Below are 25,129 nucleotides of genomic sequence, written 5' to 3' on the forward strand. Positions count from 1 at the left end.
TTAAGAGTATTACATATTATTCGACAATTCACTACATTTTGTCCCTGTTAAAAATCATAAATCAAAATTTAAAATCTGACAACAAAATAACTTTGCCCGAATGCAAATAATTTTCTTGACAAAAACAAAACCCATGTCAGAAAACCTCACATGAGAACGATTCCTTATCAGTGTTTCATTGGATTCCTGTCTACTATTTCACTATATAAAACAAATATATTTTTCCTTTATTTTACAACAAAATCCAAAAAATACATCCTTGTTGAACGAATAAAAAAGCGCATCCAACATGACAATTATCATTAAAAAATGATAATTTCCGACAAAACTTAGCAATTTTATAAAATTTTCTTTACATTATGGTTACAACGATAGACACTCTTCTTCTTATGATATATAACATTCATAGGGAAAGGAGCCAGACAACTATGAAAAAGAAATTTGCGGCGTTTAGTGTTTTAGCAGTAGGAACGATTTTTGTTTCTCCACTACTTTCACCCGTATACGCTGAAACGAATCAAGATAAATTATCTAATATTCAATCTGAATTAGAAGGAAAACAAAATGACTTACAAAATAAATCAGCTGAGAAAGAACAAATAGAAAAAGAAATTCAAGAATTACAAAAGAAAATTGACGACTTAACTACTTCTATTAATAAAAACGAAGCTGAATTAAACGATACAAAAAAAGAAATTAACAAAACACAACAAGTAATTACTGAAAAAAAGAAACATATAGAGCAATTACAAACAAACATAGATACGCGTCAGGAAGTTATTAAGCAACGTTTACAATCTATGCAAGAAAAACCTCGTACAAATATCATTACAGAGGTAATAACAACTTCTACAAACATTGCTGATCTTGTTGATAATATGTACTCTGTAAGTTTAATTTTAAACAACGATACTGATATTGTGAAAAAACAAACAACTGATCAAAATGCTGTGACGAAAGAAAAAGAGGCTGTTGAGAAAAAAGAGCAACAACTAAAAGACGCTGAACAGAAATTAGTTCAAAAACAACAAGAGTTGCAAACGAATCAACAACAACAGCAAACATTTATTAGCGATCTACATACGAAAGTAGCAAAAGTAGATTCAGAGATTGAAGGGTTAGAAGAATCCAAAGGTATTCTAGAAAATCAGCGTCAAGCTGTTCAAAAAGCAATTGAAGAAGAAAAGCGTGCCGAAGAGGCTCGTAAAGCTGAGGAAGCTCGCAAGGCAGAAGAAGCTCGTAAACAAGCTACTACATCTGCTCAAACAGCTCAAGCAGCTCCAACACCACACGATACAAATATTGGCGGATTTATTAAGCCAGCAGCTGGATCAAAAACTTCTGGCTTTGGTGTGCGCTCTATAGATAACCATAAAGGAATCGATATCGCAGCTTCAGGAACCGTTCCAATTATTGCCGCCGCTGACGGCGTTGTTATCCGCTCGGAATTATCATCTAGTTACGGAAACGTTGTGTATTTATCTCACCGTATAAACGGAAAAACATATACGACAGTATATGCTCATATGAGTAGCCGTTCTGTATCAAATGGACAAACCGTAAAACAAGGCACTCAACTTGGATTTATGGGGAACACTGGCCAATCATACGGACAACATTTACACTTCGAACTTCACCTTGGAGAATGGAATGTCGGCAAGACAAATGCAGTTGATCCATCTCCTTATATCGGATTATAGAAAAAAACTCGGTGCACACCGAGTTTTTTCTATACCCTTCACACAATATAGGCATTCCACATAGACTACAACTAAACGCCTATATTTTACGGGGTGAATCATATGAATACACAATTACAACAAAAAATAGAAGAGGCTAGAGAAACTTACATCGGCCGGCTATTTACATTTGGCGGCTCAGCATTATTTTTAATCGGATCATTTATCGCAGTCGTCACAGCCTATAAAGCATATAATCGTTTATTAAATACACCTACAACATAATAAAAAGACGGAGAAATCTCCGTCTTTTTATTATGCAAACATTTTAAATACGCCTATCGCATTTAAAAATACAATAATTACAGTTACTGGAATAACATAACGAAGCAAGAAGAACCAAATATTAAATAATGTTTTACCTTTCGTTTCCGTAACTTCTAATTCTTTCATTAACATCTCTTTACTCATTTTATTTGGTACGAATAGCGAAATGGCTAGTACTCCGAGTGGCAGCAATACATTACTTACCGAAAAATCGACGAAATCAAAGAATGTCTTACCAAATATTTTCACATCACTCATAATTCCAAACGATAATGCTGACGGGATTCCAACTGCAAAAATAAGAATACCAATTAATAATGATGCTGACGGACGCTTTTTCTCATTATCTTTCGCAACAGATGCTACTACAATTTCAAGCATGGAAATAGCAGATGTTAACGTTGCAAAGAAGAATAAAACTAAAAACATAATGAAGAAAAATTGTCCAAATGGTATTTTCGCAAATACTGCCGGAAGGACGATAAACAGTAGTCCTGGTCCTTCAGTCGGCTTAACGCCTAATGCGAAAATCGCCGGGAAAATTGCTAATCCTGCAAGTACTGTAACAAAAACCGTTAAACTTACAATAGATGTTGCTGATTTAGCTAAATGTTCTTCTTTCTTCAAGTACGAACTATACGTGACCATTACTGAGGCACCTACTGTTAGTGAGAAGAACGATTGTCCCATCGCGTATAAAATCGTATCTGCTGTCAGCTTTGAAAAATCTGGTTTCAAGAAGAACTCTACCCCAGCAAAAGCACCATCAAGTGTTAAAGCACGAACTATGATTGCAATAAACAAAATAAATAATAGCGGCATCATATACTTACTTGCCTTTTCTATTCCCTTCTCTACACCTTTACTTACTACAAAAATAGTACAAAGCATAAAGATAAATTGCGCTCCAATCGCACTTACTGGATTTGAAATCGTTTCACCAAATAATTTTCCATAATCAACAACACCATTCCAGAAGCTTCCTGTAACACTATAGTATAAATACAGTAAAATCCATCCACCTACAACACTATAGAAAGAGAGTACACTAAAACAAGTTACAACTCCCATACGACCAATCCAAGGATATACTTTACTATTTGGTACTAGTACTTTATAAGCTGTAACCGCCTCTTTTTGAGTGCTACGTCCAATAACAAACTCCGCTAATAGTAAAGGCATACCTATAAATAAAGTTAATAGTAAAAATACAAGGAAGAATGCGCCTCCCCCACCATTACCTGCAACATATGGAAATTTCCATATGGCACCAAGACCTACTGCGGCTCCGGCTGCTGCGAGTACAAAGCCTATTTTCGACGTCCATTGCTGTGTTTCTTTCATCATAAATTCTCCTTTTCTGAATATTTAAACTTTTATTAATTATACACTTTCATTTCATACTCGCACACCTCCTTTAGAAAATAAAAAAGTCCCCTACACGCAAATATGCATGTAGAGGACGATATATGTAATGTAAATACCGTGGTACCACCTCAATTGGATTGATAAATCCCACTTGTTCAAGTACAGGAAAACTCCGATACTCTATCCTTTTAACGGCGGAACCCGGGTTGCCTACTACAATGTTCAACATACCTCTCGCAAGCCCATTCTGTATATTTTATCGTACCGGGCTCCCACCTTACCCCAGCTCTCTGAACGTATCAAATATACATACTCTTCTTGCTCATCGATTTCATTTATTGAAGTTACTTGTGATTATAAATTATATTTTTATAGTTGTAAAGTACAATTTATTCATTATCCTATATGAACTCTTCTCTCTAATTCTTGTAAAAACAATTTTCTTTTTTGTTCATTTTGAACATATATCGAATTTAATACTTCTTGCAACAATGTATTTCTCTCTCTTTTCTCTATTTGTAATTCTTTCACTTTTATTCTAACTTCGTATAAAAAATCAAGATACGATTCATACGCCTCATCATATTTATTTGCGATATCATCACGGATTTTTTTTGCCAATTTCGGACTTGCTCCTCCAGTAGAAACAGCCACATTCAGTAATCCACGATGAATCGCCGCCGGAAAATGAACATTGCCACTTTCCGGGTTCGTAATAACATTTACTAATTGATTTTCTGTGCTATCTTCAGCAATTTTTTCATTTAATACGGCATCACTACTCGCTGCAACAACTAAAAAAGCACCTTGAATATCACTTTTTTCATACTCCCTTTGATACCAACGAATTTGCTTTTCTTCCACTAGTTTCACTAAATTCGCATCCAATTCAGGACTTATCACAATTATATCCGCACCTTGTTTTAGTAAAGGAATAATTTTAAATCCCGCGACTTTTCCTCCACCAATGACAACAACACGTTTCTTCTCAACTCGCACTGTAAGTGGATACATATTGATCTCCCTTCAATAATTTCTTCGTTTTCTGAATTAACATATATTGAAACGCTTCATTTTTTCCTAAATACGGACTTATTTTTATCTCATCCGACTCATATTGGCGCACTTCTTTTTCAATATGTTTCATAAGTAAACCTGTAAATAATAAGTAAGGCAATACAACGATATTCTTTTCTTTTCGTTCAACAACTTCCTTTAACTTCTCCTCAAATTTTGGCTCGGCAGCCGCTAAATAACAAACCTCTACTTTTTTAATTTTCTCTTCATGTTGAAATAAAGAAGCGATCCAGTTTATATCTCTTAATACGTCAGGATCACTACTCCCTCTTGCAACGAGAAGTAGCGTTACTTCATCCTTATCTTCCTGTTCAATGCCACTTCCGCTATACACCGATTTAACAAGTGTTTCTGATACACCAAACGGGTTACCGTAGGTCACTTTAACATTCAAAAATTGATTATTTAACTTTTCCAATTCAAACGGTATATCTTTTTTCACATGACCTGCCGCTAATAAAAAAACTGGAATAACAATAATCTCTGTAGCACCACGCTTCACACATGTACGGAACCCTTCATCAATCGTTGGACTCGCTAACTCTAAAAAACAAACTTCTTGAATACTTGCCTCTACACGGTTCATGCATGACGTAATAAATGCAACCGCTTCTTCTTTAGCTGCTTTCAAACGACTTCCATGACATATATATAAGATGGCTTTCATTTTATAACACTCCGCTTACTTGATACGTACTTTCTGTCTGTTTCTCAAACCAATGGATTTTTTCTCTAAAACGGACCACTTCTCCAATTACAATCATGCTCGGATTTTGAATTTGTTCTTTTTTCGCAACATCTACAATTGTTCCTAACGTCCCAACAACTGTGCGCTGCATTGATGTCGTTCCCCGCTCAATAATAGCCGCAGATGTACTTTTGTCTTTTCCATGCTTCATCAGTTGTTCACATATGTAGGGTAAATTGCTAACCCCCATATATACAGCTAAAGTCTCTACACCTTTCGCTAAATGTTCCCACTTCACTTCTTCTTCAACACCTTCTTTCCTATGCCCTGTCACAATAGCAAAACTTGCACTTGCATCACGATGTGTCACTGGAATGCCAGCATAAGCAGGAGCAGCTATTCCAGCTGAAATACCAGGAACGATTTCAAATGGTACACCTTGCTTTGCTAACGCTTCAGCTTCTTCGCCTCCTCTACCAAATACAAATGGATCGCCGCCCTTAAGCCTCGTTACAACTTTTCCCTTTTTCGCATATTTAATAAGAAACGTGTTAATCGTCTCTTGCTTCATCGTGTGATAATTTGGTAGTTTTCCGCAATAAATTAAATCTGCTTCAGGCTTTGCGTATGAAAGTAACTCTTTATTCACGAGACGGTCGTATAAAATAACGTCTGCCTTCTCAATACATTTCAACCCTTTCACAGTAATTAAATCTGGATCACCAGGACCTGCACCAACGATATAAACCTTCCCCATCATCTCTCCTCATTTCTACTATTAAAGTGAAACTTCCATCCTTATATACGAATGGAAGTTTTCATTATTTCCTATTACCTGTTCCCTACTCATGAATAACAAATGCCGCACCTTTTCGAATCTTCTTTTTTTCAAATAGAGAAATCTCCTTTACTTCTGGCAGCGGTAAAAAATGCTTTTCAAGCTCCATCTCCGCGAGCTTAAACGCCTGTTCTTCACTTTGAGCAACAACAACAATCGGAACAATACTATTTACTAACATAGCTTCAAATCGATATAAATCCATATTGTCCCTCCTAAGACGCTATTACTTCTTCTAACACGGTATTTAACACTCTTTGTAGTGTCTCTATACCAACACGACCGACAAAATCATAAAACGTTTCGGCTGGTAATTTATTCTCTTTGAAATAACTTATAAATGATGCAAGTACTTCAGGTAGGTCCTCACCATCTATTTTTCCTTTTAGCTTTTGATTGTAAGCCCCTCCATCTAACAACGTTCCACCTACATATATTTCAAATGCTTCAACAATTCCTTTTTCCTTCGTTTTCATTTTCACCCCTTGTAATCCAATGTCAGCAATTTGACGTTGACCACATGAATTCGGGCATCCTACCATATGAATACGAACTGGAACATCGAGTGCAATTTGTGTATCTAAGTATTCGGCAATTTTTCGCAATCTTTCTTTCGTTTCTACTAAAGCAAGATTGCAATATTCAATACCAGTGCAGGAAACCGCATGACCAATAAATGATTTCGGGCTTGCTGATATTGCTTCAAACAACGGCTCATTCAGTAAACCCGTTACATTTTCTGGCGGAACATTCGGAATAATGAAATTTTGAGAGTTGCATGTACGAATCTGTCCATTTCCATACCGCTTAGCAATTTTTGCAATCTCAAACATTTCTTTTGCATGTAAACGTCCTACCGGCACATTAAAACCTACATATTTAAGTCCATCTTGTTTTTGATCTTGAACACCATAAAAGTATCCAGCATTCCAACCTTTGAGAGCACTTTCTCCTTTACTTTGCAATGGTCCTGTATACTCTATTAGTTTCTCTTTAAATTTCTCTGCTCCCCAGTCTGCAACTAGAAATTTCAAACGGGCTAAATGACGTTTTTCACGGTATCCAAAATCACGGAATATCGTCGCAATCGCAATCGCTACCGTCTTCACTTCTTCTGGTAAAACGAATACATCTAATTCATCAGCTAAATATGGACGAGCTGATAATCCACCACCTACTTTTATATGAAAACCAACTTTTTTCTCACCATCTATTTCTTTCGTAGCAGGTGTAAATGCAACACAGTTAATCTCTGCGTTTGCTGAATTATAAATGTTAGAACTAATAGACATTTTAAATTTACGTGGTAAGTTAGAAAACTCCTCATTATGTTGGAAATAGTCATATACCTCTTTCACAATACCAGTTGTATCAAACAGTTCATTTGCATCAATGCCAGCAAGTGGATTCCCTGTAATATTACGCGTTATATCACCACACGCCCCTGCTGAAGATAACCCAACTCTTGCCAATCTTTTAAAAATATCTGGAATTTGATGAATTTCTAACCAGTGAAACTGAATCGCCTGTCTTGTCGTAATATCTATTACGTCACGTCCATAATCCTCAGCGATAGAAGCAAGCACTTCTGCCTGTGCATTCGTAATAATCCCTGAAGGAATATTTACACGCATCATAAAATAACCAGCTTCTTTCGGTCTTTGTAAATATAACCCTGCCCATTTGAATGCGTCCCACTCTTCTTTCGGAATAGATTCGAAGCCATTCTCTGCATAGTAAGGAATATCATTAAAGATTTCCAATCCATCTTTTTTTAATTTATTTTTCTCAGTCTGATTTAATTTTTCATTGCTAGCCCATACTTTTTCATAACTCATTTTTTATCCCCCTATATAAAACTACGCTCTTGTAAGTACTTCACGATTTGTTCTGCACATTCTTCAATAGAATACTTGTGCGTTTCTACAATTAATTCCGCTTTCTCTGGTTCCTCATACGGTGAATCAACACCAGTAAATTCTTTAATATCACCTTGTCTTGCTTTTTTATAAAGCCCTTTCGGATCACGCTTTTCACACTCTTCAATTGGACATTTTACAAACACTTCTATAAACTCATCTGCTGCTAATAAATCTCTTACTTGTTTTCGGTCTACTCGAAACGGTGAAATAAACGCTGTAAGAACAACAGTGCCTTGATCTACGAATAGCTTCGCCACTTCGCCAATCCTTCTTATATTTTCCATACGATCACTTTCAGAAAAACCTAAGTCTTTATTTAAACCGTGGCGTACATTATCCCCATCTAGTACATAGTTTCCAATATTCTTTTCAAATAGTTTACGAGCAACCGCGTTCGCCACCGTAGATTTACCTGAAGCTGATAGACCAGTAAACCAAACTACAAAACTATGATGCCCATTTCTTACTCTTCTCTCATCTTTTGAAACAGACGCTGTATGCCAAGTAATATTCGTGTCCATGTCATTCTCTCCCTATTCTGTTACTACTTCTTTTTTCAAACCTTTAATTAGCACTTCCACTACTTCTTTACGACTAAATGTACTTGGCGGAACCTCACCGTTTCGTAATAGTTCTCTTACTTTCGTACCCGATAAAATAACATGATCTTCTTTGCCGTGCGGGCATGTTTTCGTCGAAGCCATCGCTTCACATTTCGTGCAGTAAAAACTATGTTCAAAAAATAACGGTGTAATTCCTAACTCTTCCACTGTAAAGTTTGTAAAAATTTCTTGTGCTTCATACGTACCGTAATAATCTCCTACCCCTGCATGATCGCGTCCTACAATAAAGTGAGTACATCCAAAATTCTTTCTAACTAATGCATGGAATATTGCTTCCCTCGGTCCTGCGTAACGCATTGCTGCAGGAAATACCCCTAAAAAGACACGCTCTTTCGGATAATAGTTTTGAAGTAATACTTCATAGCTTTCCATCCTTACATCAGCAGGAATATCGTCCGACTTCGTTTCCCCAACTAAAGGGTTTAAAAAGAGACCATCTACAATTTCAAGAGCAGATTTTTGAATATACTCATGAGCACGATGTACCGGGTTTCTCGTTTGAAATCCGACTACTGTTTTCCAACCACGTTTTTTAAATTCTTCTCTCGTTTCAATTGGATCTAAATGATAAGAAGGAAACGGATTATTTTCAAAGCGTTTTGTAAGAATAATAGCTCCACCGACATAAACGTTCGGTCGCTCATATAACTTCTTCACTCCTGGATGAGCCTCATCCGTCGTTTTATATACAAGTAACGCTTCTTTTTCTTTATCTGGTACAAAAATATCTTCTATTTGAATGACACCATATATATTTCCATCACTGACAAGCTTTACTTCCTCTCCAATTTTTAGACTCTCTGCTACTTCTTCTGTTACCGGTAATGTAATGGGGATACTCCAAACGCTCCCATTAGCTAAACGAATCGTTTCTACGACCGAATCGTAATCTTTCTTTCCTAAAAAACCTGTAAGTGGGCTATATCCCCCTGTCGCTAATAGCTCTAAATCACTTAATGCAATGTTGTCTAGTTGAATTTCTTTTTTAATTTGTGATACGTCATATGTCTCGTCTATTCGATTTATTAATTCGTTTCTTGTACTCATTTTCAGTACCCTCTCTTAGCTTTATTTTCAAATTCATCTTATTGGTAATGAAGACCACATTCTGTTTTCACTTTCCCGGCCCATCTACCATCTCTCGAATTGCCACCCTCTCCTACAGGTAACGTACATTTCTCACACCCAATACTTGGATATCCAACATCATGCAGCGGGTTATACGGCAAGCTATGTTTGTATACATATCGCCACACTTCTTTCCACGTCCAATGAATGAGTGGACAAACTTTAATAGATTGAAAGCGATGATCTTGATTTATAAACTTTGTATGCTTACGTGTTTCTGATTGTTCCCTCCTTAAGCCCGAAATCCACGCTTTTTCCGCTGCTAATGATTTTTCTAACGGTAAAATTTTTCTAATTTTACAACAAAGGTTCGGATTACTTTCCCATAATTTCTCACCATGTAACTTCGCTTGTTCATCAAGCGTAAGTTCCGGCTGTTTTTCTATAATATTTAATGAAGGAAATCGTTCCCGCACTTTTTGAATTAATTCATACGTTTCTCGAAAATGAACATTTGTATCTAAAAATACAACTTTAGCAGATGGATTTACTTGGTTTATAAGATGCAGTAATACCATCCCTTCCACTCCGAAGCTACATGCGTATACAATTTCACTTTTATATTCTTTATAAGCCCAACTTAATACTGATAGCGCGCCTTTCGTTTCATCTTCTTCTGAAAATGAAACATTATTTTCTTCCCACGTTTCATACGTCAACATGTTCTTTCCCCCTGTAAAAGCAAAAAGACGGTTTTAACCTAATATAATAGGTTAAAACCGCCTCTAGTTTTTCTAGTCAGCGCTTTTTACTTTAAACGTACCTTTTCACTTTTCTCTAATTGAATGACTTTCCCATCTTGCACAACAATTGTAATTGAACCATATTTCATATCAGCAAGCATCGCTTGAATTTTCTCAGATACTTCCTCAAAATGTTCCCGTACACTCACGCGAACAGCCCCCCTTTTTATTCATAAAAAAAATCTTTCCCATTTCGAAAAGACTGTTCGGTAATATATTTTACCTTATCTTTCAAAATGGATTCCATTTTGCTGGATTTAGCACCTTGCTTTCTATAAGCAGGTTGCCGAGCTTCGTCGGGCCAGTTCCCTCCGCTTCTCTTGATAAGCTTTGTATTTGTATTTTATCACAATTCTGATTTTTTTCAATCCTAGTTTTCCGATATATTTTAATTATTTTATTTTATAAAAAAGGAATTGCCCATCCGAACAACTCCTTTTTCCTCATTTAAACAAGTTCTTTAATACGTATGCGATCGTTCCCAATAATATTTTCATATGTTTCGCGCTCTACAACAATTTGTGATGTGCCGCCTTTCGCGAAGACGACAGCTGGTCTACGAATCCGATTATAATTATTCGCCATCGAGTACCCATATGCCCCTGTACAAGAAATTGCTAGTAAATCGGCAGCAGCAACTTTCGGTAGAGTAATATCCCAAATTAACATATCTCCACTCTCACAGCACTTCCCAGCAATCGAAACAAGTTCCTCATTCTCATCATTCCCTCGATTCGCTAACATCGCTTCATAACGAGCGTTATATAAAGCAGGTCTTAAATTATCAGTCATCCCACCATCCACTGATACATATTTCCGAATACCAGGAATGTCTTTCACAGATCCGACTGTATAAATTGTCGTTCCAGCATCCCCTACAATACTACGGCCTGGTTCAACCCATATTTCTGGAAGCGGATAATTACATACCGTAAATTGTTCCCTCACCGCACTTGTTACAGCTCGCACATATGTCTCAAGAGTTAATGGTGTATCTGACTCTGTGTAGCGTATTCCGAATCCTCCGCCTACATTTAATACTTTTACTACATAGTTCGCGCGCTCTCTCACTTGTTCTAAAAATTGATGAAGAACTTCAATCGCTCGAACAAATCCAGCCGTTTCAAATATTTGTGATCCGATATGTGAATGAATTCCTAACACATTATAATTTGATTTTTGTAAAGCAAACTCAATTGCTTGCATCGCTTGACCATTTGACACGCCAAATCCAAATTTCGAATCATCTTGACCTGTTGTAATATATTCATGTGTGTGCGCCTCTACTCCAGGCGTTACACGGATTAATATGTTCACAAATTTCCCATGTTGCACTGCTAAATCATGCAAAATTTCTAATTCTAAGAAATTATCTACGACAAAACAACCAATATTCGCCTGCAGAGCCATCACGATTTCTTCTTCTGTTTTATTATTGCCGTGAAAATGAATGCGCGATGCTGGAAATCCTGCTTGAAGCGCAGTATATAATTCTCCTCCAGAAACAACATCTAATGACATATTCTCTTCACGAGCTACTCGGCACATCTCCATGCACAAGAACGCCTTGCTTGCATATGCTACTTGATAAGAGAAACCACTTTCTTTAAACGCACGATGAAACGCACGGCACTTTCCTCGAATTGACTCTTCATCGTATACATAAAGTGGTGTTCCGTATTGTTTTGCTAGCTGCGTCGTATCGCACCCTCCAATTTCTAAGTGTCCTTGCCCATTGATTCGGCTTGTGCCGTGTAAATACATTTGAATTCCTCCCTTATTTCCTCTAAAACTCATAACCCCAATCTTCTATTCATTGCAGCACGCTTTTAGATAGACAAAAAACGCGCGGAACAATGTTCACACGCGTTTCTTATTAGGAAAAATATATAGAAAAAATAAACGAGTTGTTATCTCCTCAAAATAAGAAACCGCATCAACATCTCCAAATAGCTCTCCATAAAATAAATATTATGACAGTACTACATTTATTCAATGCAGTCCCAATATATGAATAAGGTGGTTATTCATATATTTCGGCAATAGTCCCTTTCAACCTATGATCACAGATTCCATTAAATCTCCCATAGCTTACTCTTTCCTATCGCGGCCTCTACCTTTGAGAGTAGATGAGGTAAGTCTATTTAATTTTCAAACATCTAATTGTTGCTATTAACAATACCAAAGGACCATTTTATTTGTCAAACAATTTTTTATATTGTTTTTTTACAGTTTAATTTCGTATCATTTGGTAAGCGCTTTACTGAAATCTTTGACACTTCCCATTCGCCTTCTTCATTATTAAATGTAATCGTTACCTTCTCAAATGGTGGAGCAATTTTCCCAGCAACTCGTTCATACTTCGTTACTTCAATACTTGCTTGAAATAAATATGTACCGCTATACACTTTTTTTAAACTAATAATTTTAGGACATTGATAAGGCTTCAAGCTCCCATATTGTTTTTCAATTGCTTTATTTATTTTCGGAAATAAAACAGAATAAAGGGCATCTTCCATAAGAGGTGCATCATATTGGGCTACCGACACACTCGGTGAAGCAAAAAGTATAACACTACTGCATACTATAAAATATAATAATTTTCGCATTATAACCTCCGTATTATTACACGATTCTTCTGCGCACGATAATTATCATACATAGAAACTCCGTTTTATTGTCTCCCACTGCCCTTTTTCTACTCAATTATTATAAAAAAGTCCACAACTCTCTTTTATTTTCGTATAATGATACTCATAGTATAATAAACATAATAACAAAGGACTGTTCGTATATATAAAATGAGGCGCTAATCAAACCGGCTCACAAGAACTGTCATGCTTTTTAGGAGAGGAGTATATTATGCTACAACGTCTGTTTCCAAAACTGCGATTTGCACTCGTTGCAGTCGTTTTATTATGGATAAAAACATATATTGTGTACAAGCTAGCATTTGATATTAAAATTGATAACTTCTTTGAAGAATTTATGCTTTTTATTAATCCACTAGCTGCGTTACTTTTATTTTTCGGTTTTGCTTTACTTGCATCTAAGCACCGAAACCGCATTATAGTTGGAATCAGTTTTATACTGTCCTTTATTTTATTTGGAAATGCAATGTTTTATGGGTTTTATAACGATTTCGTTACGTTCCCAGTTTTATTTCAAACAAATAATATGGCTGATTTAGGGACAAGTATAAAAGAACTCTTTACGTACAAAACATTACTTTTATTTGCAGATGCAATTATTTTAATGTTTCTTTCACGTAAATTCCCAGCATTTTGCGACAAGACGCCACTTTCTCGCTCTGAGAAGCGAACTTTCTTTAGCGGTGTAACAGCTCTATTAGCACTACAAATTGCCGTTTCAGTTATTTATAAGCCGCAAATGTTCTCACGCTCATTTGATCGTCAAACTGTCGTGAAAAATTTAGGCTTATACACATATCATCTATTTGATATTACACTTCAATCTAAATCTTCGGCTGAACGTGTATTTGCAAGTGGTGACGGGTTCTCTGAAATTAAAAACTATACAGACTCAAAAGATAAGCAAGTTGATAAAAACTTATTTGGAGCTGCAAAAGGTAAAAATGTCATTTTGATTTCAATGGAATCTACACAAAGTTTTGTTATTAATAAAAAAATAAATGGAAAAGAAATTACTCCATTTTTAAATGAATTTATTAAAGATAGTTTTTATTTCGATAACTTCTATCATCAAACCGGACAAGGTAAAACTTCTGATGCTGAATTTATCGTTGAAAATTCACTTTATCCGCTAGACCGCGGTTCTGTATTCTTTACTCACGCAACAAATGAATATACAGCTACACCAGAACAATTAAAAAAATACGGATATTCTTCTGCTGTCTTCCATTCCAACGATAAAACGTTTTGGAATCGTGATGTAATGTATCCTGCACTTGGATATGATCGTTACTTTAATTTAAATGATTACGTAGGCATAGAACAAATGTCTGTCGGTTGGGGATTAAAAGATAAAGAGTTCTTTGAACAATCGATTCCAAAGCTAAAATCTTTACCACAACCGTTCTATACAAAATTTATTACTTTAACAAACCATTTTCCATTTCTTCTAAATCCAGAAGATCAATATGTTGATGAGTTTAATTCGGAAAGTGGTGTTGTAAACCGCTACTTCCCAACCGTTCGTTACACGGATGAAGCTCTGAAATTATTTATTAAACAATTAAAAGAGGAAGGACTGTATGATAATTCCGTTATTGTCATTTATGGAGATCATTACGGTATTTCTGAAAACCATAATGCAGCTATGGCTCAGTTCCTTGGGAAAGACGCTATTACACCGTTTGATTCTATGCAATTACAACGCGTCCCTCTCATTATTCATGTACCTGGTCAAGAAGGAAAAGTCATTTCTAAAGTATCTGGTCAAATTGATATTAAACCAACGCTACTTCATTTACTTGGTGTTAAAACAAATCAATCAGTTGAATTTGGAACTGACCTATTTATTAAAGAAGAAGATCCACTTATGGTAATGCGTGATGGTAGCTTCGTTTCGGAAAACTATGTTTATACAAAAAACATGTGCTATAAACGAAATACAGGTGAAGAAGCGGACATTTCATTATGTCAACCAAATATTGAAAAAGCAAAAACTGAATTGAAACTTTCCGACAAACTCATTTATGGAGACTTATTACGTTTCGACCCTAACAATCGTTATAAAACCGGAACAATGACAACGAAATTTGAATAGCACCAGAAGCAACTTTTATAAAAGTTGCTTCTTTTTTTACTTATTTTTCAAATCATTCCGCTATGAAATCTTTCACAAATTGGGAATTTTTTTCGTATGAGGAAGAAATTTATGGTATGATAAAATAAGTAAAATTTCATAAACTAATTAAGAATTTATTACAGAAAGCAAGGGATCAGATTTTGTATAGAGCAGCTATTCCAAACTTATTTACGCTCGGAAATTTATATAGTGGATTCTTATCAATCGGCTATGCATCTTTAGGATATTATAAATCAGCTGCTATTTTAGTACTTATCGGGATGATGTTAGATAGTCTTGATGGACGTGTTGCTCGTTTATTACGTGTTGATTCACAAATGGGAAAAGAGCTTGACTCGCTGGCGGATGTCGTAACATTTGGTGCAGCACCTGCTGTTCTCATGTATTACACATCTTTCTCCAATTACGGAATCATCGGACTATACATAGCGGGACTATTCCCTCTTTTCGGAGCATACCGTTTAGCACGATTTAATGTAACACCATCTTCTACTTCAATGAAATATTTCACTGGCGTACCGATTACAGCAGCGGGAGGGCTTGTTGCTTTCTTAACATTATTTTCACATACCATTCCAAAAATCGTTCTTATTACAGTATTTGTAACGTTCGCATTTTTAATGGTGAGCCGCATTCGTATCCCAAGTTTAAAAGATGTACCAATTCCACGATATAGCATCATTATTACACTATTTCTAGTTGGAATCATTATAACAATGTACCAAACAGGGTTCGGTAATTTTTCTGTTTTCTTATTCATTGCTATTCCACTATATATTTTGTATATGCTATCTCAATTTCTCAGACAAAGACCGTCTAAAAGAGCAAATAAAGAAAAATAAGAAACCTTCCGATTCCGGAAGGTTTCTTTTTATTTTGTAACTACTACTTTTTGATTTACAGGTGTTACAGGCTCTTCCCCTTTTAATACGGCTAAAATATTTCTTACTGCCATTTCAGCCATCGCATCACGCGTTTCGAACGTTGCATTTCCTACGTGAGGAGCAAGTACTACATTCTTTAATCCTTTTAGCTCTTCTGTAATTTTCGGTTCAAATTCAAACACGTCAAGAGCTGCTCCTTCAATTTCATTCGTTTTTAATGCATGAGCAAGTGCCGCTTCATTCATAATTGGTCCACGTGAAGCATTTACAATATACGCTGTTTTCTTCATCATTTTAAACTGTTCATCATCAATCATATGATGCAATTTCGGATTATAAGCACAATTAATTGTAATAAAGTCTGCTGTTTGTAATAATTCTTCCAATGTTACATATGTTGCTTCCAGTTCACTTTCAGCTTCAGGCTTTCGATTTGGTCCTGTATATAAAACATTCATTCCAAACGCTTTCGCACGCTTTGCAACTGCCTTTCCGATTTCTCCAAGACCAATAATTCCAATTGTTTTACCGTGTACTTCACGGCCTAAGAAAAATAATGGTGCCCATCCATTAAATCCAGTTGTACGACATAATGTATCGCCTTCAGGAATTCTACGTGCAGCTGCTAAAAGAAGTGCAAATGTTAATTCTGCTGTCGCTTCAGTTGATACTTTCGGTGTATTCGTTACCGCAATCCCTTTTTCTCCGGCATACGAGTAATCAATATTATCGTAACCAGCACCGTAGTTTGCAACAATCTTCAAATTAGGTGCCGCATCAATAACTTCTTTTGTCACCTTTGTAGAAAGTAGACTTAACAATGCATCTTTATCTTTTACACGATCTGTTAATTCATCTAAAGAAATTAATGCATCTTTATCATACATTTCTACATCATGATCCTTTAATAGTTCTAATCCGATTGCTGGAATTTTCCCTGCTACTAATATTTTTGCCACTACTAACACCTCTTCTATAAAAAATAAGATATCTCTTATCTTTCATTGTAAGAAATCCACCTATAAAAACCAAGGAATTTGATCATAGTTTTGAAAATCGACATTTTTTCCCCATAAGAAAAGAGGAGATCCATCTCTCCCCTTTTCTTACGCTTTCTCTTGCGATTCTTGTCCAAGCTTTGCATCGATCGTTCCCTCTGCAACTGTATCGCTAATTTGTTCCTCAATAACTGATTGAGATGTAGCATTCGTTTCAGAAGTATAAGCTTGTTGCTGTGCACCTTGTACATCTTGTACATTTTGTTTATTTTGTTGTTTCACCATTTCTTACCCTCCTTCTTATTCTTTCTTATTTTGAACAAAAAGGGTGGTTTTCATCAAAAAATCGTGATCATTTTGAAATTGTTACTTCTTCTTCCAGTAATCTCATCGTTCTTACTCGTTTCGTAAATGTAGCTATGTGAGAAATATCATGATTACGTAACGTCTTTATATTCTCTGCCACATATTTTCCTAAATCATTCGGATAATGAGCATCTGAGGAGAGAGTAACTGGAACGCCATACTTAGCTAATACTTGTAAATATAGCGGACTTGGACACATTTCGCGTACAGGATAGCGATAGTACAATCCTGCATTTATTTCCGTTGCCGTATTTGTTTCTACTAACGCACGCGCAATTTCCTTATAATATGAAAGTTGTTCATTTTCATCTAACCGATAATTAAATACTTTTATGTTATCAAGATGAGCTATAATATCAAATAAATTAGAGCGAACTGTACACTCAACCGTTTTGAAAAACGTATCATATAAAGCATATAAGTCATGTTCTTTAAAATATTCTTTCGTATCTGGATTATCAAATCCCCAGCCATTTAAAAAATGAACAGAACCAATTACATAATCAAAATCTCCTAATGCGAGTAAAGATTGTAATTCTTGTTCACCACCAATAAAATAATCCGCTTCAATTCCAAGTTTTAGCATCACGCCTCGTTTACTCCATCGTTCTTTCGCCTCTTCAATTGTCTTTGTAAAATCATGCAGTGACGCTACCCTTACTTGACCTAACCATTCCTTCTGTAAACGACCAAGCCCTGAATCACTTATATCGACATATCTTTCATAGTATTCTTTCGCTTCATAAAAACGGTATAAATGATCGACAATACCAACTTCTTTTATACCTTTTCGCAAAGCTTCTTCTAAATATAAATCAATCCATTTCGTTGTAAATGGCCCTTCTTTCACACGTCTTTGCAGGTGTTCTTGTGTTTTCACAAGCCATTCCATAGAATGTTTTTCTTCTTTAAGCGGTTCATAATGTTGCAATGCTTCATTTATTTTAGCTAGCCATCCTATTGAATATGGCCCTTCTTCTAAATGAATGTGATAATCCACCTTCATCTACATTTCCCCCTTATAATGTATCTATTTCACTTCTGTCCCCTACTCGCGAAAGCTTCCCATTTCTTTCTGTCACTTCCTCCATAACATCTTCTAATGATATATTTTTTTCAGCTAATAAAACAAAGCAGTGATACAATACATCAACCATTTCTTTCACTAATTCTTTTTTGTCATTATTTTTAGATGCGATAATTACTTCCGTGCATTCTTCACCAATTTTCTTTAAAATTTTATCTTCTCCTTTTGAAAATAAATAATTTGTATACGATTCAGGAAGTGGATTTCCCTTTCGTTCTTCAATTGTTTCAAATAGTAATTTAAAGGCATTTTCCATATGTATCCCCCTATATAATTTTGTAGTGAAAACATGTTTTCTCTCCTGTATGACAAGCAGGTCCCACTTGCTTTACGACAACAACAATTGAATCTTGATCACAATCTAAATAAAGAGATTGCACATATTGGACATTTCCTGATGTTTCTCCTTTGTTCCATAACGATTGTCTTGAACGAGAATAAAACCATGTTCTTTTCGTTTCTAGCGTTTTTTCATATGCTTCTTCATTCATATAAGCTAGCATTAAAACTTCTTTTGTCCCTTCTTCAATTACAACTGCTGGTAATAATCCTTTTGAAAAGTTAGGTTTCATAACCGCACCTCAACATTTGCATTTCTTAATTTTCTCTTTACGTCCTGCACTGTCGCCTCACCATAATGAAAGATGGATGCCGCAAGTGCTGCATCAACTGTTGTCTTTTGAAAAACTTCTATAATGTGATCAACATGACCACATCCGCCTGACGCGATGACTGGTACGGAAACGCTTTTTGAAATTTCTTCTGTTAAACGAAGATCATACCCGTTTTTCGTTCCATCTGCATCCATACTCGTTAACAAAATTTCGCCTGCCCCTAGCTCGGCAACGCGTTTTGCCCATCCGATTGCATCCATACCCGTATCAACTCTTCCGCCGTTCACATAAACATTCCACTTTTCTTCTGCTACTTTTCTAGCATCAATTGCTACGACAATACATTGTGAGCCAAAGTGTTCTGCCCCTTCTTCGATTAGCTTTGGATTTCCCACTGCCGCTGAGTTGATTGAAACTTTATCCGCTCCAGCTCTTAGTAAATTGTACATATCTTTAACACTTGAAATCCCCCCGCCAACTGTAAGAGGAATAAATACTTTCGAAGCTGTTTTTTCTACAACATCTATAATTGTTTTTCGTCCTTCATGCGTTGCCGTAATATCTAAAAATACAATTTCATCTGCTCCCGCCTCATTATATAAAGCGGCTATTTCAACAGGATCACCGACGTCTTGTAACCCTATAAAATTTACACCCTTTACGACTCGGCCCTCTTTCACATCTAGACATGGAATAATGCGTTTCGCTAACATAACTTTGTTACCTCTAGCACTTCTTCTAAATCAATCGTTTTCTCATAAAGAGCCTTACCAATTATGACGCCGTATATATTCATATCATTTAATTTTTTCACATCTTGAATAGATGCCACTCCTCCAGAAGCAATAAGACGAATGCTCACGCTTTTTTGTAGTAACTCCAATTGCTCTAAATTCGGCCCTGCAAGTGTCCCGTCTTTCGAAATGTCTGTAAACACAATCGTTTGAACACCTACATTCTCCATTTGCTTCGCTAAATAAATGTAAGAAATTTCAGACACATCAAGCCAGCCTCTCGTTGCTACGAAACCATTTTTCGCATCAATTCCAACAATGATTTTCTCTTTATATAGAAGAACTGCTTCTTCTAAAAATTCCTTATCATAAAGAGCAGCTGTTCCTAAAATCACTTTATCTACACCTACTGACAATAACTTCTCTACCGCTACAAGTGATCGAATTCCGCCTCCAACTTGCACAGGAATACGTATTGCCTTGCAAATTCTTTCAATAACGAGCAAATTTACTGACTCGCCAGCAATTGCACCATCTAAATCAACAATGTGCAACTTTTTCGCTCCCAATTTTTCGAATATAATCGCTTGCGCAACCGGATCTTCATTCATTACTGTTTCTTTACTAAACTCTCCTTGATAAAGTCTAACGCATCGCCCCTCTTTTAAATCGATAGCTGGGAAGATTTCCATGCCTCTACCACCCCTTTGAAATTTTTCAACATTTGCATTCCAATGTCACCGCTTTTTTCAGGATGAAACTGTGCGCCGTATATATTTCCTTTTGCTACAAAACCAGGTACTTTCACTCCATATTCACTTATCCCATACACAATTTCATTTGGACAATCTGCATAATAAGAGTGAACATAATATACGAAAGAACCGTCCTCTACTCCATTCCAAAGTGCTATTTCTCCCTCTTTCTTTAACTCATTCCATCCCATATGTGGAATTTTATAAGGAACCTTTAACTTTCGAATAACACCTGGCAATAAACTTAATCCGTTACAGTCTTGTAGTTCCTCACTTTTTTCAAATAAAAGCTGCATCCCTAGGCAAATGCCCAGAAGCGGTTTTCCTGAACTCCCGACTTCTTTTAATACACGCACTAAATTTTTTTCTTCCAATACATCCATCGCTTTCGGAAATGCACCTACTCCTGGTAAGATTACTCCATCACTTCTAAAAATCTTTTCTTTATCACCCGTTACGATGTACTCTGCTCCAATATATTGTAATGCTTGTTCCACACTGCGAATATTTCCCATTCCATAATCTATAATAGCAATCAATTACAACATCCCTTTCGTGGAATTTACACCAGTAATGCTGGCATTTCTTTCGACTGCTTCTCTAAGCGCTCTACCAAACGCTTTAAATAACGCTTCAACTTTGTGATGTGTATTGCTTCCGTATAAAATGCGAGCGTGTAATGTAATATTGGCAGCATGAGCAACTGCTCTAAAAAATTCTTCTGTTAGTTCTGTATCAAAATCCCCTAGCTTCGGATTCGTTAATTCTCCTTGAAACACAATATATGAGCGCCCGCTAATATCAATTGCGACAAAACCTAAAGATTCATCCATCGGTACATATGCGGAGCCATAACGGTTAATCCCCTCTTTATTTTGCAATGCTTCTTTCAAACAATTTCCGAGTACAATTCCAACATCTTCAACTGTATGATGCGCATCAACGAATACATCGCCTTCCGCCTCCACTTGTAAACCGAATCTTCCATGCCTTGCAAATAAAGTTAGCATATGATCAAAAAATCCAACTCCCGTTTGTACAGAAACGTTCTTGCCTTCATCAAGCTGTAAACTTAATTTTATTTTTGTTTCTGTCGTCTCACGTATTTGACTGCACTCACGCATTATTCTTCCTCCTCAAATCTTATTTGAATTGCTCTCGCATGCGCATGTAACCCTTCTTTATTGGCAAGTTCTACAATATGATGTTGTACATCTCTTAACGCTTCCTCCGTATAAGACAGAAAGCTTGATTTTTTCACGAAATCATCGACTGATAACGGTGAGAAAAACCTTGCCGTTCCACTTGTCGGTAACACGTGATTCGGTCCTGCTAAATAATCACCGAGCGGTTCCGGTGCATATGAACCAAGAAAGATAGATCCTGCATGTTTCACATAAGCTAGAGCATTCATCGGTTCTTTTATATGTAACTCTAAATGTTCTGGAGCGATTTCATTCGATAATTGTAGCGCCTCATCTAAAGAAGGAACGATAAAGATAGCTCCATTTCTATTTATCGATTCACGTGCAATTTCGCTTCTTGGTAATGTTTCTAACTGTCTTTCTATCTCTCTTTCTACTTCTTTTGCTAACTCTATATTCGTTGTAATACAAATTGCTGTTGCTCTCTCGTCATGTTCTGCTTGTGATAATAAATCAGCAGCGATATATTTTGCATTACCGGTTTCATCAGCAATAACTACAATTTCTGACGGTCCAGCAATCATATCGATATTTACTATTCCGTATACTTCTCGTTTCGCCAGAGCGACGTACAAATTTCCTGGTCCAACTATTTTATCCACTTTTGGAATCGATTCCGTCCCATATGCTAAAGCAGCAATTGCTTGCGCACCACCTATCGTATAAATTTCATCTACTCCTGCAAGGCTTGCAGCAACTAAAATATGTGGATCAATTCCCCCTTGCCTTGGTGGTGTTACCATTACAATTTTTTTCACACCTGCGAGTTTTGCTGGCAATACATTCATTAATACTGATGAAGGGTACGAAGCCGTTCCGCCCGGTACATATACCCCTACATTTTCTAAAGGCCGAATGATTTGTCCTCTAATGATACCTTTACTCGCGCAATCGAATATAGATTGCCTTTTTTGCTTTTCGTGATACGAAATAATGTTTTTCTTCGCCTCTTGTAACGCTTCTAAAAATGAATGTTCTACAAACATACCCGCTTGTTTTATTTCTTCTTCACTTACACGAAACGCTTTAGTCTCCACACCATCAAACTTTTTTGTATAAAAAGATAGAGCCTCATCCGTACTCTTCCTTACATTTCGAACGATTTCACTTACACTTCTTTGAACAGTTTCTTCTATTATATTAGCGTTTTCTCGTAGCAATTTTATTTTCGATAACGCCTTTTGAAAATCTTCACAAACTATCTCCATTACAAGTCCCCCTATTTTCCTGACAAAATTTCTTGCTCCATCATATTTACAATACTGAATATTTCGTCTTTTTTAGTTTTTAATGCAGCCTTATTTACAATCATTCGAGCAGATATAGAACACATTTCCTCAAATACAATGAGCCCATTTTCTTGTAATGTTTTTCCTGTTTCCACAATATCAACAATTGCATCTGCCAATCCAAGAATAGGAGCAATTTCTACAGAACCTTCTATTTTGATAATTTCTACATCCTCCCCTTTATCATGAAAATAGTTAGAAGTAATATGTGGATATTTCGTCGCAATGCGTTTCTTTCGGTAGCTCTTCGGATTATACGTAGGAATAGAAGCAACACAAAACTTACACACGCCCACTCCTAAATCCAACATTTCGTAAATATCTTTCTCATTTTCCATTAAAATATCTTTTCCAACGACCCCAATATCAGCTACTCCATGTTCTACATAAGTAGCAACATCTACTGCTTTCACTAAAATAAATGAGATATCTGTATTTTTACTTTGAAAGACAAGCTTTCGTCCTTTATTTTTGAGCTCCGAACAATCAATCCCAATCTGCTCAAAGAGCGGAATCACATGTTTTTCTAATCTTCCTTTCGTTAACGCAATTTGAATGTTACGCATGAAGTTTCTCCTTCTTTCTGGACTACCCATTTCTCTTTCCATACATATTCCACTAATGATTCGTTCTTTGCCTCAACGACCGTTACTATTTGATTTTTTCTTGCAAATTGAAAGGTGTCGTTTACATTAGAGAATAAGGATAGCTCTACTTTTTTTCCGTTCTTTTGAAGCAAATTTCGTAATCTTTCCGCTTCTGCTAATCTATTTAACTCATAATGAATAATAATATCTATTCCTTTTCGTTCATATGGTTCTTGTTGCTCTTGCAGCGCCTTCACAATTTGATTGACTTGCACCGCGAGTCCAACAGCCGGCAGCATCTCTCCAAAATTTCCAATTAACTCATCATATCTTCCGCCACTAACAATTTCTTCTCCAATTTCATATATATACCCTTTGAAAATAACTCCCGTATAGTAATCTAAATGTTGGATCATACCTAAATCAATTGATATGTAAGATCCATAGCCTAGTTTTTCAATTGCTTCATATATTTCTTTCACTCTTGCAATCGCCATTTTCATTTCATTACTTGAGGCGAGTTTTTCTGCTTCCTCAATCACTTCTAAATTCCCAAATAGCCTTGGTAATTTCTCAAGTAATCTTACTGTTTCATCACATTGATCTAATTTCTTTTCTCTAATAAAATTTGATAGAGCCGCATAATTTTTACTTTCAATGTATGTCCTAAGTACTCTCTCTTCTTCCTCATGAATGGAGAGTTTTTTTACAATACATTTATATAACTGCACTTGCCCAATCTCTATTGTAAAAGATTGCACCTTCACCTTTTGAAGTGATTGAATGACGCTTATGACGCATTCAATTTCAGCTCTTACGTTATCAATCCCTATAATTTCAATACCACTTTGTACAATTTCATTATATTTTCCAGTAAGGGACTCATTCGCCCGAAATACATTCCCGCCATACGTCAGTTTAAGCGGCGTATCCCACCTCTGCGTTCCCATCACTCTCGCTAAAGGAATTGTCATATCTGGACGTAACACGATAATCCGTCCTTTTTCATCAAAAAATTTATACATCTTTTCTTCATCTATCGGTCTATTTTGAAAAGCAAAAACATCATAAAATTCAATTGTAGGTGTCCTTATTTCCTCATAACCTCGCCCTAAAAAAGTACGTCTTAATTTTTGCTCCACTTCTTCAATTAACGTACATTCTTCGAATAAATAGTCTCTCGTTCCATTTGGGTTTGCCCGTTTCCATTTTGTCATCTAAATTCTCACACCTTTCCCTTTCTAATGTATGCCCATTTCATTCACCTAAACCGAAAATAAAAAGAGCCTTGTAGACAAAATACCTACAAGGCTCTTTAGTAGAGTGTAGGTACAACGGGAATAACCCTTGTGCCTACACGTTTTCACGCTAGGTTCAAGGGCTTTATGTATGATGATGTAGTTGTGTAAGCATTTTAATAGATTGC

At 36.1% G+C, this 25,129-nt stretch carries 28 protein-coding genes, 2 riboswitches and 1 other annotated feature; of the genes, 4 read left to right on the plus strand and 24 right to left on the minus strand.

Going from position 1 to position 25,129, the window contains the following annotated elements; genetic code table 11:
• The first annotated feature begins 428 nt into the window (after positions 1-428).
• A complete protein-coding gene (locus ILT06_RS09275; protein ID WP_064476655.1) occupies positions 429-1,700 on the plus strand; it encodes a murein hydrolase activator EnvC family protein in 1,272 nt (423 codons plus the stop codon).
• Positions 1,701-1,802: 102 nt separating this feature from the next.
• On the plus strand, positions 1,803-1,964 hold the full coding sequence (locus tag ILT06_RS09280) for a hypothetical protein (RefSeq protein WP_001096003.1): 162 nt from the start codon (positions 1,803-1,805) through the stop codon (positions 1,962-1,964).
• A 30-nt stretch (positions 1,965-1,994) separates the two neighbouring features.
• On the opposite strand, the gene ILT06_RS09285 is transcribed toward ILT06_RS09280, so the two are convergent.
• From ILT06_RS09285 to ILT06_RS09340, 12 genes are all read right to left on the minus strand, one after another.
• The gene (locus ILT06_RS09285) at positions 1,995-3,350 is read right to left on the minus strand and encodes a sodium-dependent transporter (RefSeq protein ID WP_064476656.1); all 1,356 of its coding nucleotides are present in this window, start codon (positions 3,348-3,350) and stop codon (positions 1,995-1,997) included.
• 111 nt (positions 3,351-3,461) lie between these two features.
• Positions 3,462-3,709, minus strand: a binding site (T-box leader).
• 61 nt (positions 3,710-3,770) lie between these two features.
• Positions 3,771-4,388 (minus strand): NAD(P)-binding protein, encoded by a 618-nt coding sequence (locus tag ILT06_RS09290; RefSeq protein WP_088048386.1) that lies wholly within the window; start codon positions 4,386-4,388, stop codon positions 3,771-3,773.
• A complete protein-coding gene (locus ILT06_RS09295) occupies positions 4,363-5,118 on the minus strand; it encodes a sirohydrochlorin chelatase (protein ID WP_088048385.1) in 756 nt (251 codons plus the stop codon). Before ILT06_RS09295 ends, ILT06_RS09290 begins: the two co-directional genes overlap by 26 nt.
• A gap of 1 nt (position 5,119) precedes the next feature.
• On the minus strand, positions 5,120-5,896 hold the full coding sequence (cobA, locus tag ILT06_RS09300) for a uroporphyrinogen-III C-methyltransferase (protein ID WP_000521275.1): 777 nt from the start codon (positions 5,894-5,896) through the stop codon (positions 5,120-5,122).
• Positions 5,897-5,981: 85 nt separating this feature from the next.
• Positions 5,982-6,182, minus strand: coding sequence for a DUF3906 family protein (locus tag ILT06_RS09305; RefSeq protein ID WP_064476658.1), 201 nt, complete (start codon positions 6,180-6,182; stop codon positions 5,982-5,984).
• A 10-nt stretch (positions 6,183-6,192) separates the two neighbouring features.
• Positions 6,193-7,815, minus strand: a complete 1,623-nt coding sequence (locus tag ILT06_RS09310; protein WP_088048384.1) for a nitrite/sulfite reductase — start codon at positions 7,813-7,815, stop codon at positions 6,193-6,195.
• A gap of 11 nt (positions 7,816-7,826) precedes the next feature.
• Entirely contained in the window at positions 7,827-8,420 is a 594-nt protein-coding gene (gene cysC, locus ILT06_RS09315; protein WP_048561381.1) for an adenylyl-sulfate kinase, read from the minus strand.
• Positions 8,421-8,432: 12 nt separating this feature from the next.
• The gene (gene sat / locus ILT06_RS09320; protein WP_064476660.1) at positions 8,433-9,569 is read right to left on the minus strand and encodes a sulfate adenylyltransferase; all 1,137 of its coding nucleotides are present in this window, start codon (positions 9,567-9,569) and stop codon (positions 8,433-8,435) included.
• A 38-nt stretch (positions 9,570-9,607) separates the two neighbouring features.
• Entirely contained in the window at positions 9,608-10,312 is a 705-nt protein-coding gene (locus ILT06_RS09325) for a phosphoadenylyl-sulfate reductase (RefSeq protein WP_064476661.1), read from the minus strand.
• Between the two features lie 86 nt (positions 10,313-10,398).
• Positions 10,399-10,542: a YezD family protein gene (locus ILT06_RS09330; RefSeq protein WP_000116163.1), complete on the minus strand. Its 144-nt coding sequence runs from the start codon at positions 10,540-10,542 to the stop codon at positions 10,399-10,401.
• Positions 10,543-10,614: 72 nt separating this feature from the next.
• Positions 10,615-10,723: riboswitch (SAM riboswitch) on the minus strand.
• 117 nt (positions 10,724-10,840) lie between these two features.
• Positions 10,841-12,157 (minus strand): diaminopimelate decarboxylase, encoded by a 1,317-nt coding sequence (lysA, locus tag ILT06_RS09335; protein WP_064476662.1) that lies wholly within the window; start codon positions 12,155-12,157, stop codon positions 10,841-10,843.
• A 178-nt stretch (positions 12,158-12,335) separates the two neighbouring features.
• Positions 12,336-12,517, minus strand: a riboswitch (Lysine riboswitch).
• A gap of 89 nt (positions 12,518-12,606) precedes the next feature.
• Entirely contained in the window at positions 12,607-13,002 is a 396-nt protein-coding gene (locus ILT06_RS09340) for a DUF3888 domain-containing protein (protein WP_001228833.1), read from the minus strand.
• 253 nt (positions 13,003-13,255) lie between these two features.
• On the opposite strand from ILT06_RS09340, the gene ILT06_RS09345 reads away from it, so the two are divergent.
• Positions 13,256-15,142: an LTA synthase family protein gene (locus ILT06_RS09345; RefSeq protein ID WP_088048383.1), complete on the plus strand. Its 1,887-nt coding sequence runs from the start codon at positions 13,256-13,258 to the stop codon at positions 15,140-15,142.
• 182 nt (positions 15,143-15,324) lie between these two features.
• The gene (pssA, locus tag ILT06_RS09350; RefSeq protein ID WP_000285422.1) at positions 15,325-16,026 is read left to right on the plus strand and encodes a CDP-diacylglycerol--serine O-phosphatidyltransferase; all 702 of its coding nucleotides are present in this window, start codon (positions 15,325-15,327) and stop codon (positions 16,024-16,026) included.
• Between the two features lie 29 nt (positions 16,027-16,055).
• Here the strand turns inward: pssA and ILT06_RS09355 are convergent, their stop codons facing one another.
• The 12 genes from ILT06_RS09355 to hisZ form a co-directional block, all read right to left on the minus strand.
• Complete coding sequence (locus ILT06_RS09355; protein WP_048544909.1) at positions 16,056-17,027, minus strand: NAD(P)-dependent oxidoreductase; 972 nt, start codon at positions 17,025-17,027, stop codon at positions 16,056-16,058.
• Between the two features lie 147 nt (positions 17,028-17,174).
• Entirely contained in the window at positions 17,175-17,351 is a 177-nt protein-coding gene (locus ILT06_RS09360) for a DUF4025 domain-containing protein (RefSeq protein WP_222655027.1), read from the minus strand.
• Positions 17,352-17,418: 67 nt separating this feature from the next.
• Positions 17,419-18,438 (minus strand): histidinol phosphate phosphatase domain-containing protein, encoded by a 1,020-nt coding sequence (locus tag ILT06_RS09365; protein ID WP_064476665.1) that lies wholly within the window; start codon positions 18,436-18,438, stop codon positions 17,419-17,421.
• A gap of 13 nt (positions 18,439-18,451) precedes the next feature.
• The gene (gene hisI, locus ILT06_RS09370) at positions 18,452-18,775 is read right to left on the minus strand and encodes a phosphoribosyl-ATP pyrophosphatase (protein WP_064476666.1); all 324 of its coding nucleotides are present in this window, start codon (positions 18,773-18,775) and stop codon (positions 18,452-18,454) included.
• A 10-nt stretch (positions 18,776-18,785) separates the two neighbouring features.
• Positions 18,786-19,091, minus strand: a complete 306-nt coding sequence (gene hisI / locus ILT06_RS09375; RefSeq protein WP_016088718.1) for a phosphoribosyl-AMP cyclohydrolase — start codon at positions 19,089-19,091, stop codon at positions 18,786-18,788.
• On the minus strand, positions 19,088-19,846 hold the full coding sequence (gene hisF, locus ILT06_RS09380) for an imidazoleglycerol phosphate synthase cyclase subunit (protein ID WP_064476667.1): 759 nt from the start codon (positions 19,844-19,846) through the stop codon (positions 19,088-19,090). The genes hisI (ILT06_RS09375) and hisF overlap by 4 nt, the downstream gene beginning before the upstream one ends.
• Positions 19,840-20,559 (minus strand): 1-(5-phosphoribosyl)-5-[(5-phosphoribosylamino)methylideneamino]imidazole-4-carboxamide isomerase, encoded by a 720-nt coding sequence (gene hisA, locus ILT06_RS09385; protein WP_088048381.1) that lies wholly within the window; start codon positions 20,557-20,559, stop codon positions 19,840-19,842. Before hisA ends, hisF begins: the two co-directional genes overlap by 7 nt.
• Positions 20,532-21,161, minus strand: a complete 630-nt coding sequence (hisH, locus tag ILT06_RS09390; protein ID WP_000560364.1) for an imidazole glycerol phosphate synthase subunit HisH — start codon at positions 21,159-21,161, stop codon at positions 20,532-20,534. Before hisH ends, hisA begins: the two co-directional genes overlap by 28 nt.
• Positions 21,162-21,746 carry an imidazoleglycerol-phosphate dehydratase HisB gene (gene hisB, locus ILT06_RS09395; RefSeq protein WP_001206365.1) on the minus strand — a complete coding sequence of 195 codons (585 nt, stop codon included), beginning with the start codon at positions 21,744-21,746 and terminating at the stop codon, positions 21,162-21,164.
• On the minus strand, positions 21,746-23,035 hold the full coding sequence (gene hisD / locus ILT06_RS09400; RefSeq protein ID WP_088048380.1) for a histidinol dehydrogenase: 1,290 nt from the start codon (positions 23,033-23,035) through the stop codon (positions 21,746-21,748). Before hisD ends, hisB begins: the two co-directional genes overlap by 1 nt.
• Positions 23,036-23,046: 11 nt before the next feature.
• Entirely contained in the window at positions 23,047-23,682 is a 636-nt protein-coding gene (gene hisG / locus ILT06_RS09405; RefSeq protein WP_001244476.1) for an ATP phosphoribosyltransferase, read from the minus strand.
• On the minus strand, positions 23,658-24,920 hold the full coding sequence (gene hisZ, locus ILT06_RS09410) for an ATP phosphoribosyltransferase regulatory subunit (RefSeq protein WP_064476670.1): 1,263 nt from the start codon (positions 24,918-24,920) through the stop codon (positions 23,658-23,660). Before hisZ ends, hisG begins: the two co-directional genes overlap by 25 nt.
• Between the last annotated feature and the right edge of the window lie 209 nt (positions 24,921-25,129).

Origin of the sequence: Bacillus sp. 17RED48, assembly GCF_019837545.1 — a bacterium.
Taxonomy (GTDB): Bacteria; Bacillota; Bacilli; order Bacillales; family Bacillaceae_G; genus Bacillus_A; species Bacillus_A wiedmannii.